The sequence below is a fragment of the Acinetobacter sp. 16 genome (assembly GCF_033439925.1).
In the GTDB taxonomy this organism is placed as follows: domain Bacteria; phylum Pseudomonadota; class Gammaproteobacteria; order Pseudomonadales; family Moraxellaceae; genus Acinetobacter; species Acinetobacter junii.
Map to the genome: position 1 here is coordinate 1997707 of NZ_CP137746.1, position 13198 is coordinate 2010904.

Annotated in this window: 10 protein-coding genes and 1 pseudogene; 5 read left to right on the top strand and 6 right to left on the bottom strand. The window is 38.3% G+C overall.

All coding sequences use genetic code 11. From position 1 onward, the window contains the following. The first annotated feature begins 40 nt into the window (after positions 1–40). The 4 genes and pseudogenes from R2H34_RS09830 to rtcA all read left to right on the top strand — a co-directional run bounded on the left by R2H34_RS09830 (position 41) and on the right by rtcA (position 3592). A protein-coding gene (locus R2H34_RS09830) for an IS3 family transposase (RefSeq protein ID WP_115613877.1) occupies positions 41–1185 on the top strand; the annotation gives its coding sequence in 2 pieces (ribosomal slippage) (positions 41–305 and positions 305–1185; 1146 coding nt in all). Positions 1186–1244: 59 nt separating this feature from the next. Continuing rightward, positions 1245–1802, top strand: a pseudogene (locus R2H34_RS09835) (hypothetical protein). A gap of 26 nt (positions 1803–1828) precedes the next feature. Then, positions 1829–2287 (top strand): DIP1984 family protein, encoded by a 459-nt coding sequence (locus tag R2H34_RS09840; protein WP_042890982.1) that lies wholly within the window; start codon positions 1829–1831, stop codon positions 2285–2287. A gap of 258 nt (positions 2288–2545) precedes the next feature. Then, complete coding sequence (rtcA, locus tag R2H34_RS09845) at positions 2546–3592, top strand: RNA 3'-terminal phosphate cyclase (RefSeq protein ID WP_042890980.1); 1047 nt, start codon at positions 2546–2548, stop codon at positions 3590–3592. 33 nt (positions 3593–3625) lie between these two features. On the opposite strand, the gene R2H34_RS09850 is transcribed toward rtcA, so the two are convergent. The 5 genes from R2H34_RS09850 to pheA all read right to left on the bottom strand — a co-directional run bounded on the left by R2H34_RS09850 (position 3626) and on the right by pheA (position 11041). Beyond that, positions 3626–5086 carry an aminoacyl-histidine dipeptidase gene (locus R2H34_RS09850; RefSeq protein ID WP_042890977.1) on the bottom strand — a complete coding sequence of 487 codons (1461 nt, stop codon included), beginning with the start codon at positions 5084–5086 and terminating at the stop codon, positions 3626–3628. A gap of 165 nt (positions 5087–5251) precedes the next feature. Beyond that, complete coding sequence (locus R2H34_RS09855; RefSeq protein WP_171133336.1) at positions 5252–6682, bottom strand: formylglycine-generating enzyme family protein; 1431 nt, start codon at positions 6680–6682, stop codon at positions 5252–5254. A 240-nt stretch (positions 6683–6922) separates the two neighbouring features. Then, positions 6923–7306 (bottom strand): hypothetical protein, encoded by a 384-nt coding sequence (locus R2H34_RS09860; RefSeq protein ID WP_075696570.1) that lies wholly within the window; start codon positions 7304–7306, stop codon positions 6923–6925. 268 nt (positions 7307–7574) lie between these two features. Continuing rightward, positions 7575–9824: a bifunctional prephenate dehydrogenase/3-phosphoshikimate 1-carboxyvinyltransferase gene (locus R2H34_RS09865; protein WP_151769488.1), complete on the bottom strand. Its 2250-nt coding sequence runs from the start codon at positions 9822–9824 to the stop codon at positions 7575–7577. Positions 9825–9931: 107 nt separating this feature from the next. Beyond that, positions 9932–11041: a prephenate dehydratase gene (gene pheA / locus R2H34_RS09870; protein ID WP_004911627.1), complete on the bottom strand. Its 1110-nt coding sequence runs from the start codon at positions 11039–11041 to the stop codon at positions 9932–9934. Between the two features lie 304 nt (positions 11042–11345). On the opposite strand from pheA, the gene R2H34_RS09875 reads away from it, so the two are divergent. Continuing rightward, positions 11346–11972 (top strand): hypothetical protein, encoded by a 627-nt coding sequence (locus tag R2H34_RS09875; RefSeq protein WP_087539706.1) that lies wholly within the window; start codon positions 11346–11348, stop codon positions 11970–11972. Between the two features lie 40 nt (positions 11973–12012). Here the strand turns inward: R2H34_RS09875 and R2H34_RS09880 are convergent, their stop codons facing one another. After that, complete coding sequence (locus tag R2H34_RS09880; RefSeq protein WP_087539665.1) at positions 12013–13158, bottom strand: acyl-CoA dehydrogenase family protein; 1146 nt, start codon at positions 13156–13158, stop codon at positions 12013–12015. Between the last annotated feature and the right edge of the window lie 40 nt (positions 13159–13198).

Here is a 13198-nt window from a genome sequence, read left to right on the forward strand (position 1 = left end):
TGATATTTTGCTCCCCAAATGATGTTATAAACATCAATATATGGAGTATTTTATGGCACGTAGACCAAGAAGAAATCATTCAAATGATTTTAAAGCTAAGGTAGCACTTGCTGCGATTAAAGCAGAAAAAACACTTGCTGAATTGAGTGCTGAATTTGATGTTCATCAAAACCAAATTATCGACTGGAAAAATCAATTAATTTCAGCTTCCTCGCAAGCTTTCGATCAATCAAAAGCTCCAACAGAACCACCCATCGATCTAAAAAAACTACATGCAAAAATTGGTGAGCAAGCATTAGAAATTGATTTTTTAGAAGGTGTGTTGAAGAAACTGGGCCGCTTCAACCACAAAAGTTAATCGACGACTCACTTCAGATTTCAGTATCTAAGCAAGCTAAGCTGCTGAAAGTCTCCCGTGGTTGTTATTATTATCGCCCAAAACCTGCGAGTGCATCAGATCTGAAGCTGATGCGGTGTATGGATGAATTACATATGCAATATCCTTTTGCAGGTAGCCGTATGATGCGTGATTTGTTGAATCGTCAAGGACATCATATAGGACGACGTCATACACGTACTTTAATGAAGAAAATGGGCATTAATGCGTTATATTGCAAACCAAATTTAAGCCAGGCTAATCAAGCTCACCGCAAATATCCATATCTGCTCAAAGGATTGGCTATTCAGCGCAGTAATCAAGTGTGGTCTACGGATATAACGTATATCCCTATGGCAAAAGGCTTTGTTTATTTATGTGCTGTGATTGATTGGCATAGCCGCAAGGTACTTGCGCATAGAGTATCGATTAGTATGGAGGTTACATTTTGCATAGAAACATTAAATGAAGCTATTGAAAAATATGGTCGACCTGAAATATTTAATACAGACCAAGGCAGTCAGTTTACCAGTGATGCATTTATTGATGTATTGAAATCAAATGGCATTCAAATCAGTATGGATGGTAAAGGTCGATGGGTTGATAATGTGATGGTTGAACGATTATGGCGGAGCGTTAAATATGAAGAGGTGTATCTCAAAGCCTACAGCAATGTTTTGGATGCGAAGAAGCAATTAAACGCATATTTTGAATTTTATAATTTGAAACGACCTCATTCGAGTCTGGACAAAATGACTCCAGATGAGTTTTACTATGACCAGCTACCACAACAAAATAAGGTAGCTTAACTAGAGCAGAGTATCACTTATAAATAAGCTTTTAGTTGTTCAAACATGTGGGACCACCTCTGTTTGTCCAATTAGATCATTTGAAGACCAAAGATTTACAATCTAATCTTGATGCCATACAAGCCGTATTTGAAGTTTTATTGTTTGATGTCACACATCAAACAGAATCTTCAAATACGCTGACTATTCATCAACAGATGCTATTGAATTGTGAAAGTTTAGCCTTAGAAAGAACGTCAGACTTGAACTCACTAGCCATAGAGGAATTAGATCGCAGCCTAGTAAATCTTAATTGTTTGGACAAACCTAATCTATTTTTTGGACACAATTGGTTTTTAAGCTTGTTAGAGGCAATCATTGATCCACCCTATGAAACAACCCTTGCCCAGTCTCATCGAGTAGCATTCTTCAAAACATTCACGCAATTATGTCTTTTAACTGAAAAAGACTGTGAAATATATGATTGGGTTGGCTAGCCAGGTAGTGGTCGAGATAACGATTCCGAATGGAATGATTATTTTGAACCCGGCCGAGAATGGTGGGGGAATTGGTGCCTAACTGTCTACTCACCACAGCTAAAGAAAGGCTGTTTACTACTTGCAAGCTCAACAGATTAAAGAATAAATTTTTAGGAAAATAAAAGATGAAACTCGCAGAAGCACTTTTACTTCGAAGCGATCAACAAAAAAAGCTCGCTTCATTAAAACAACGGATCAACGCCAATGTATTGGTACAAGATGGTGATGAACCGAGTGAAGATCCAAATGAACTGATCAAACAGGTATTTGCTTTAACCCAAGAAAGCAATCAGTTGATTTGCCGTATTCATTTAACCAATGCGCAAGCAAAATTAGAGGATGACAAAATATTGCTGTCCCTATTAAGCTTACGTGATAGTTATGCCGAACAGCATAAGATTCTCATTGATGCGATTGCCAACACACATCGTGAACCCGACCGTTATAGCGCTCGTGAAATCAAGTGGCAGAAAGTTATCCCAGTTTCTATTTTACAAAAAAAAGCTGATGATATCAGTGCCAAACTGCGTGATATAAACATCAAGATTCAAGCTGTAAATTGGCAGATTGATTTAGTTGAATAGACAACAGATTTTGTGAATTTAGTTCACAAGCACAGTTTGGACATACTGGGCGAGTACAAGATCCTGCTTTACTCCGATCTGAGGGATTGAAAATAATTCAGGCGGCTATGGCAGCATGTGAGCCGTGCATCAATCTTCACTGATTAGGCTCAGCACCATGTACTTAGCAAAACTTTGCCAAAAGCAAAGTCACGCGTTACTTCGCATTACCATGTACTGACAGTATGTTCATTAAATTAGAAAATAAGGAAAATAGACGTGAATAAGGCTTTGGCAAATATGCCAGCAACCATCCAAATTGATGGTTCACAAGGTGAAGGTGGTGGGCAGATTTTAAGAACTGCCCTCGCTCTTTCGATGATTACAGGTCAAGCATTTGAATTAATCAACATTCGTGCTGGGCGTAAAAAACCAGGCTTAATGCGTCAGCATTTAGTCTGTGTACAGGCATCTCAACACATCAGCCAAGCTTATGTAGAAGGTGCTGAACTCCATAGCCAGCATTTATATTTTGCGCCACAGCATGTACAAAATGGAAAATACCAATTCCAGATTGGTTCAGCTGGAAGCACAACACTGGTTTTACAAACTCTTTTACCTGCTTTGTTATTACAAAATGAAGCCAGTGAACTCACAATTTTCGGAGGTACACATAACCCGCTTGCACCAACTGCAGATTTTATCGAGCATTGCTTTTTACCAGCATTAGAAAAACTTGGAATAAAAGTCGAATTTAAATTAAATAAAGCAGGTTTCTTCCCGATTGGTGCTGGTGAAATTCAAATCAAGATTCAACCGTGGCAACATCGGAACAAACTAAATTTATTAGATCGTGGTACTTTGCAAAGCACAGAGGCTTTCGCAGCAGTACTCAACCTTTCCGAAGAAGCACAAATTGCACAACGTGAACTGGCAACGTTAAATAAAAGATTGAAATTAGATACTCAGCAGCAATTCCATTTAAATGGCATCAGTCAAGGCAATACAGCGTACGTCAAAGTTGCACATCAAAATCACGTTCAGCTATTTACTACTTTAGGTGAAATGCGCAAAAGTGCAGAACAAATAGCCAATCATTTGGCGGAACAGGTGAAGCGATATATTGCTTCTCAAGCTGTAGTAGATGAATATTTAGCGGATCAGTTACTATTACCTTTGGCATTGGGGCAAGGTGGTGAATTTACCGCACAATGTATTAGCGAACATACCCGCACACAAGCCGTGATGATTGAAAAATTTATTGATTGTGAAATTGAATTTATTGAACTAGACAAAAATCTGTTTCAGGTCATTGTCAAAGTTTAAGAAGCTCATGAATGAGCTTCTTTTCTATGAAATTTATCTTACAGATTCCAAAGCCGTGACCAGTAACTTCCAGCACTTCTCTACCGTATCTACCTTAACTCGTTCACCTGGTGCATGCGCACCTTGAATATCAGGACCAAACGATACCATCTGTAAATCTGGATAGTGTTCAGCAATAATTCCACACTCCAAACCTGCATGTATGACTTTTAAATTCGGCTCAATTTCAAATGCAGATTGATAAGCTTGTTGCAGACATTTCAACGCAGCTGAATCGGGATTTGGTGTCCAACCTGAAACTAAAGGTGTTAACTCGGATTGAATACTAAACTTTGCAAAGTGCAGTTGGATATTCTGGGCAAATGTTAGTGCTTCTTGGTTCACCATAGAACGAACCATAATTAAAGTCTTCGCCTCATCTTTAGTCAGTTTGACCACACCAATATTATTCGAGGTTTCAACCACATCAGGTAAAGCACGACTCCACTGTGAAATACCATATGGACACGTTGCCAATGCCTGCAACCAAGCTTGTTGCTGCGGCAATGTAATAACTTCATCAATCTGATTGGAATTTTGCTGCACGATGATTTGCAACTGATCATCAATACCTTGTAACTTTTTTTGCCATTCAGCTTGTATCACAGCAACTGCTTTTTCTAGCTCAGGTAATTGTCCCGATTTAATTGCAATTGTTGCTACAGCTTCACGTGGTATAGCATTGCGTGCGGTTCCACCGATAAACTCAACCAATCGTCCATTTGTTTGCGATAAATAATCATTCAGGAAATTGGCTAAAATCACATTGGCATTTCCACGCCCCAAATGAATATCAACACCTGAGTGACCACCTTTCAATCCAGATACCAAAAGATCAACAAAAATCAAATTTTCAGGTGCTGGTTCATATTGAAGTGACTGTCCTACTTCTAGATCAATACTGCCTGCACAGCCAAGATAGAGCTCACCCCATTCTTCGGTATCAATATTAAATAGCCATTGCCCTGTTAAAACACCCGACTCAAGCAAACAAGCACCGCTCATTCCTGCTTCTTCATCAATAGTGAGTAGGACTTCAATCGGACCATGCGCAACATCATTTGATTCTAATACAGCAAGTGCAAGCGCTACTCCGATACCATTATCTGCGCCCAATGTTGTGTTTTCAGCAATAAGCCAGCCATCTTTTAATACAGGTTGAATGGAATCTTTAAAGAAATCATGTTGAGTACCACGATTTGCCTGAGTCACCATATCTAAGTGTCCCTGCAAAATCACACCTGCAACTTGCTCTCTACCCGCTGTAGCAGCTTTTCGAATAATTAAATTGCCAATGTCATCAACATAGGTTTCTAGGTTGCGCTGTTCCGCCCAATCTTTTAGATGTTGTCTTAACTGTTGTTCGTGTTTTGATGGTCGTGGAATCGTACACAAAGTCTCAAAATGTCGCCAAACCACTTGGGGAGATAGTTTAGAAAAATCAAACTGTATCATACAGTTATACTCACAAAAATAATGTATATGATGGATTTAAATATACTTAAATCATTAAAAAGTAAATATTCAATCAACGTAAATTTAGTTTATTTCTTAGCTTAAAACTTACGTCGATTTTTAATAAAAATGATCAATCATTCCTTAGTAAACTAAAAGTGATAACTAAATTTCACGAACTAAGCGGAATCCCCACATGATCGAACGTGCTTGAGAAGTTACATAAGCATTTCGATAGGCTGTTCGAGCATTATAAGTGTTGTATATCCACGCACCTCCACGTAACACAGGGAAATTACATTGTCCGTTATTCTCCTCACCCCAAATATGATTAGTTACAGGTGCATTCTCATAATTTGAGTGCCAACAATCATCTACCCACTCCCGTGCATTTGCTGTCATATCGTATAAACCAAAGTTGTTTGGTATAAACTTCCCAACAGGTGAGGTATAAGCATAGCCATCAGTACAATTAAATAAGTTCCACGAGCTTGTTTGTGGCAATGCAAAAACTGTGGTTGGATCTAACACATTTGCATATTTACAAGCTTGATCTCGATTCAAATCATCACCCCAGTAAAATGCAGTCGAAGTTCCTGCACGAGCAGCATATTCCCATTCGGCCTCTGTAGGTAAACGGTAGGTTTGCCCTGTTTTTTTGGATAACCACTCTGCAAATGCTCTCCCATCTTCACGGCGTACACATACAACAGGATCTTGCGGCGTTTGGTTCATACCTGCGTTAGTTGGGTTTAAATCATCTCGATACCACATATTAAAAATCCCATCACGTGCTTCCCAATTACGACAGCCTTGTACCTGCCAGCCAGTCTCCTTTTGAAATGCTTGAAACTCCGCAATGGTTGTTTCATATGTAGACATAGCAAATGGCTTTTCGATTCTCACCATGTGTTGAGGTAATTCATAGGGTCGCGATTGAGTGGGAACATTTTGTTGTTGTTGCTCTTGCAGATTTCCACCCATCAAAAAACTACCAGAAGGAATAACCGTCATTTCTGGACAAAAACTATCCGAACAGTCTTTAAACTTTGTTTTTTCTGGTGTTGCTTCATTAATGTTTGTATGTGTTAAAGCTGCTAATTTAATTTTAGGATTCATATTAGGAGTGTTATTTATTTGACGAATCAATAAATTTATAGTCCCTTGCCATTCGCTTAACATCTCTCTTAACATCGCTGGTCTTTCACTACTTACCCCTGTGCCGTCATAATCTGGAGCATTACATCTAGCTCTTAAAGTAGTGGACTCTTCAGTAAGCTGGATAAGTTTTGGAATAATTTGCTGTTCCAATAACAAACTTAAGTTATTTGTACTATTAAGTTTTGTTCTTAATTCTAAAGCTGATTTCCCAGCAATCTCTGCATCATTTATCACCTTTGAATAAACACTATCACATTGATTTTCTTGCCATACTAAATTTTGACTAAGTGTTTGTAGTGACGAAATTGTTCCATCGACTAGTTTTTGGTTAAAAGCATTGTTAGTTGTATTTTTATCATCGCTATTACATGCCGCAAGTAAAGAAACGAACAATACACTAAAGCCTTTAAGATAATTACTAGATATAGTGGTCATATTAATTCTCTGGAAAAGTATTATGAATAAAAGGAGGAGATTGAGTAATTCTTTGTTAAAAAACATTTTTAAATTAATTGAAAAGTAGTTCAAAATCCAAACACTATTATTTTTTTCATTTGTTAATTTTTATTAAATAATGTCACTATAAAAATAAATATTTCTAATTAATATTAATAAAAAAAGTGGATCAACAGATTTGTTATCCACTTTAGATATATAGAGCTAAAAAATATGTAATTAAGATTTCCAAACAAAATCAGAAAAACTATGTTCAGCTTTTAAACTATTTTCAACAGCTTGAGCTAATTGACGAATGATGCTTTGTGTCTCTATACGTTCAAACCATGCTTGTTCTTGCTGTGGATTGGCTGAAATTTGACACAAGATATGTCCTTCCACATCTTGCTGAGAACATAAAATAGAGAGTGGCAAATGATGGTTATCTATACGAACTTCAATTTTTTGATGTTCATGTCGAATGTGTTGAGCATCAAAACCATATTGTTCTAATTGCTTATACAATAACGCTGCTACATACTCTTGAGTAATGTAACATTCATTCGGTGAATGATCGATCAATCCATGTTTTGGGCAATCTGCTATGAATTGCAACGTTCTCATGGTATTCCCTCTATTTTTATGTTTTTTAACTCTGGATCGCAGAGTAAAGCCTACTGCAGCGGTATGAATTATTATATATACAATTGTCTTTAATTGATTAGCCGATTGTCTTACTTCTTGTTCAAATTTTAGGAATTTCGACCCGATTAGATATGTACAAAGCAAAACTTAATTATTTTTCAATCGAGATGAGAGATTTGAAACTTTATTGTTATAAATCAGCTTGAGATAGCAGCATTTATTGAATTAAATGCTGCTATCCTACACATTATTGGTTCACAACTTGTAAATCCAAACCAGCAGCATTTGCTAGTTCAGTAAAAGTTGGGAAACTAGTCGCAACCGTCTCTGTACCATGAATTGTAATCGCACCAGCGGTTCTTAAACCAGCAATACTGAAACTCATAGCTATGCGATGGTCATGGTGTGATTCAATCTCGCCACCATTAAAGATTGCAGACCAATCACCTGATTTGCCTTTACCTTCGATAATGATACCGTCTTCTGTTGGCGTACAATCGATGCCCATGATTTTCAAACCATCTGCCATCACTTGGATACGATCAGATTCTTTGACACGTAATTCAGCAGCACCAGTTAATACTGTTTGACCTTCCGCACATGCTGCAGCAATGAATAATGCTGGGAACTCATCAATTGCCAAAGGTACTTGATCTTCAGGCATGTGAATACCCTTGAGTGTACGAGAACCTTTGATATGAATATCTGCGATAGGTTCACCACCTGCAATACGCTCATTTTCTACCGTCAAATCAGCACCCATCTGTTTAAGAATTTCAATCACACCAGTACGTGTTGGATTGATTCCAACAGCTTCAAGAATTACATCAGCACCTTCTGTGATTGCGGCACCCACCATGAAGAATGCAGCCGATGAGATATCAGAAGGAACTTGAATATCAGTACCGACTAACTTACCACCACCCACAAGTGAGATTTTATTGCCTTCGGTTTTCACATCATAACCAAAAGCACGCAACATACGTTCTGTGTGATCACGCGTTGGCTCTGGTTCTGTTACCGAAGTTTCACCTTCAGCCCATAAACCTGCTAGTAAAATACCTGATTTAACTTGAGCAGAAGCCATTGGTAAGTCGTAATCAATACCCTTTAAAACTTGGCTACCCGTAATGCTGACTGGTGGTGTACCTTTCTCACCTGTGGTTTGAATTTGCGCTCCCATCAAACGCAATGGTTTTGCAATACGCTCCATTGGACGCTTAGACAGCGACGCATCACCTGTCATGACTGAATCAAATCTTTGAGCAGAAAGCATTCCAGACAACAAGCGCATACTTGTGCCTGAGTTACCCATGTATAAAGCACCAGCAGGTGCTTTTAGACCTTGCATTCCAACGCCATGAATCGTCACTTCACCATTCTTTGGACCTTCGATGCTCACTCCCATATCACGAAAAGCTTGGAGAGTTGCTAAAGCATCTTCGCCTTCCAAAAAACCTGTTACATGAGTTGTGCCTTCTGCAATCGCACCAAACATGATTGAGCGATGTGACACAGACTTGTCACCTGGTACGGTGAATTTACCTGTAAATGTTTTCTTTCCGGGCAAAATGGTAAATTGCTGTGTCACCTTGTTTTTCTCCATCAAAGGTTTTTTGGCTAACATATGATTAAAGTGTTGGCGTGCAGCTTGCGCATGGCCAAGCAAACCCATCAATGCTTGTGAATCTTCTTGTTCAATCAGTTTCTTCAAAACTGATAACTGCTGTTCAAAACCCTCTACAGCATTCAAGATTGCAGTTTTATTGGCAAAGAAAATGTCATGCCACATCTGAGGATCGCTTGCTGCGATACGTGAGAAATCACGAAAACCACCTGCAGCATAGCGAAAAATGTCTAAATTATCTTCACGGTTTGCAAGCTGCTCAACTAAATTAAATGCCATCAAATGTGGTAAGTGGCTTGTATGTGCAAGCACTTCATCATGCTTCTTCACATCCATGCATATAACTTCTGCTTTTGCAGCAGACCATAGTTGAATCAACTTCTCAATAGCCCAATCTGCACTAGTCGGCAGTGGCGTCAAAATCACTTTATGATTGGCAAATAAATCAACTTTACCCGCATGCACACCTGTATGTTCTGCACCTGCAATTGGATGTCCTGGTACAAAACCTATAGGTAAATTTTCACCAAAGACCGCTTTAGCAGCTTCAACCACATTACCTTTAGTACTACCAACATCTGTGATAATGACATTTTCAGTTAGGTAAGGTTTGATCTGTTCAAGTACTTTTTGCGTCGCTCTGACAGGTAAGGCTAAAACAATTAAATCTGCATCTTGAACAGCTTCTTCAGGTGTTGCATAACCGTATTGAATAAGCCCTAGTGTTTTGGCATCTTCTAATGTTTTTTTTGAGCGTGTTGACGCAACAATTTGACCAGCAAGCTGTTCTGCCACAATCACACGAGCAAGACTCGACCCTATCAGCCCAAGCCCAATAAATGCAACTTTCTTAAATAATGGTTGAGACATAAAACATTTTTGCCTATCTGAAAATCTCTCTAACCTCTCTTTAAAAAAAGATCGGAAAGTATCTCCCTTTAAAAAGGGAGACTGGAACGGATTTAAAATAAATTGAACTATAAAACAGCGATAGGATATGAACCCAATACTCGCAATTCTTTTACATTAGGTCGAATTTCATCTAATGCTGCAGCTACATTTTCTTGATCAATATGCCCTTCCAAATCAATGAAGAAAACATAAGCCCATTTCTCAGGAAGCGCTGGACGAGTTTCAATACTAGTCAAACTAATTTTATGTTTGGCAAATGGCGCAAGGATTTCCAATAAAGCACCCGCACGATCATGTGCAGAGATTAGTAAAGACGTTTTATCATTACCACTTTGTGGAATTTTCTCGCGACCAATCACAAGGAAACGAGTCGTATTTTCAGGGTTATCTTCAATGTTGCTATGTAATATCTCTAAGTTATACATACTTGCAGCAATATCTGAAGCAATAGCGGCAGAATGCCACTCATTACGAATACGGCGAGCAGCTTCCGCATTTGAATTAAGCGCTACACGCTCTACACCTGGATAATGCGCATCTAACCATTTGCGACATTGAGCAAGGGTTTGTTGATGTGCATAAATCTGTTTGATGCTGTCTTTACGAGTATTTTCAGATACGAGAAATTGATGATGAATGCGAAGTTCTACTTCACCAATCACATTTAAAGTAGATGATTTAAAGCAATCTAAAGTGTGGTTTACGATACCTTCTGATGAATTCTCAACTGGAACAACACCATAATGCGCACCACCAGCTTCAACTTCACGGAACACTTCATCAATCGTTGGCAATGGGCGCACAACTGCATCTTTACCAAAATGTTTTAGCACAGCTGAATGCGTATATGTACCTTCAGGACCTAGAAATGCAATGCTTTGAGGTGCTTCAAGTGCTAAACAAGCGGACATGATTTCACGAAATAAACGTGCCATCGTCGCATCAGACAATGGACCTTGATTACGTTCCATCACCTTACGGAGAACTTGAGCCTCACGTTCAGGACGATAAAATAATGGGTTTTCTTCAGCTGCAAATTTCGCTTTTGCTACAGCTTCAGCCAGCGTAGCTCGACGGTTAAGTAATTCTTGGATTTGTTGATCAACACTATCTATATCATTACGAATTTGTTCTAAATTAAGTGACGTCGATGTGTTTTGTCCATCGTTTACCATTGAATGCAGCCTCAGCAAAATCATCTATATAAATGGGTTACAATTCATCTATGAACTGTTATGCGAAGCTAGTATAACAAGACTTTAACGCTTTAAACACGCGAAGATTTAACTCTTTTTGCTTAGGTCAAAGCCCTTGCGCATTTTTATAAATGGTTTTTCGCAAATCATTACAATCCCGACCTTTGTTTTTAAAATTATTTATCAAGCATCAGATTCCGCTTTATTCAATCACTACAGACAAAATTCAATCGAATTTGATAAAATCTGTAATAAATAAAAATTGATGCCATCCATGATGATAATGAATATAAAAACACCTTTACTGATTAGCTTAATCGCCACAAGTCTAACAGGATGCATAGGCTGCTATAATCCAACAGGATGTAATAAAGATTCTTCACCCTATTATGTTACAACGACAACAACTCAAATCAGAGGAATAACTGTTCCTAACGCAACCAAACTCAAATACAAATCAAAAAATTCATTTCAAAAAGACCAACAGCAACATCCATTAAATGAAAAAGATTTAACAAGCATTGAACTTCCACCAAATACTGCGATCAATTGGGGAGGAATGCCCTCTTATCTATTTATCAAATTTTTTAATTCAGAAATGAAAGGCTATTCTATTTATCCTGTTAAAGAGCTGAAACCTCAAACAGAAAATTCATTCGTAAAGCTCTGGAAAAGTTGTGATAGTGCATTGGACGTTACTTTGAAAAATCCAAATGATTGGTCATTTAATCCAGAGAATATGGAAGTTACAGGATGTAGTGTGAATATTCAAAAAAGAAGCCAATATAATAATCATTGGCCAAATCAAGATGAAGCAGATAAATTTCTGCTTGATATCAATCGTGCTTTACAAAAGCTCCCTAAACAGAAAACTTATCCAGTGATTCAATATTCAACAGAAGAACAATAAAAAAGCCTGCTAAAAGCAGGCTTAGGATATCAAAGTCGGCTTATGATTTACCAATCAATCCACGAGCTACGATTTCTTTCATAATCTCGTTGGTACCACCATAAATACGCTGAATACGAGCATCAACAAAGAAACGTGAGATTGGATATTCAGTCATATAACCATAACCACCAAATAACTGAAGTAAGTTATCAGATACCTTCATTTGCATATCTGTACTGAAACTCTTCAGTGCAGCAGCCGTTTCAACATCTAACTTACCTTCCATATAAAGCTCTACGTTCTGATTGTAGAAAGCTGCTGTTGCCAACTCATCAATCTTCGCTTGAGCCAATACAAAACGCGTATTTTGGAACTGCGAAATTGCCTGACCAAATGCTTGACGCTCTTTTACATAAGCAGTAGCTAAATCAATTGCACCACGAATTGCCCCTAAAGCGGTAGATGCAATTGCTGTACGTTCACGAGGCAATTCTTGCATCAAATAAGCAAAACCAGATCCAGCATTTCCAAGCAATTGATCTTTAGGTACTTTGACATTATCAAAGAACAATTCAGATGTATCTTGCGAGTGCAAGCCAATTTTATCGAGGTTAGTACCTTTCTTGAAACCTTCGAGATGTGTATCGACCAGTAGTAACGATACACCCTTAGCACGTGCTTGTGGATCAGTTTTTACTGCAAGAACAACAACATCTGCATGTTGACCATTTGAAATAAATGTTTTTGATCCATTTAGAATGTAGTGATCACCTTGTAGGATTGCACTACTACGCATCGCCTGCAAATCAGAACCCGCACCTGGCTCGGTCATACCTATTGCACCAACTGCCTCACCTGATACCATTTTTGGTAACCAATATTGTTTTTGCTCTTCTGTACCAATATGTTGAATATAAGGAGCAGCAATTTCAGAGTGACATGAAATTGCTGTCGATAAAGCACAATATCCCGCACGAGCAGATTCTTCAACCAACATCAATGAATAATGTGTTGGCACACCATAGCCACCGTACTCTTCAGGTACATCTACACATAAAAAACCATTTTCACCCAGTAAATTCCAAACTGAGCGCGGCATAATGCCTTCACGTTCCCATTGATCGTAATGTGGAGCAACATGCTCACTCATAAAACGTTTGAAATTATCACGGAAGAGTTCCAAATCTGCATCGTAAGCTAACATCGCTATTTCCTTTCGCTTTCTTTGTTCTTAAAAGTTTGTT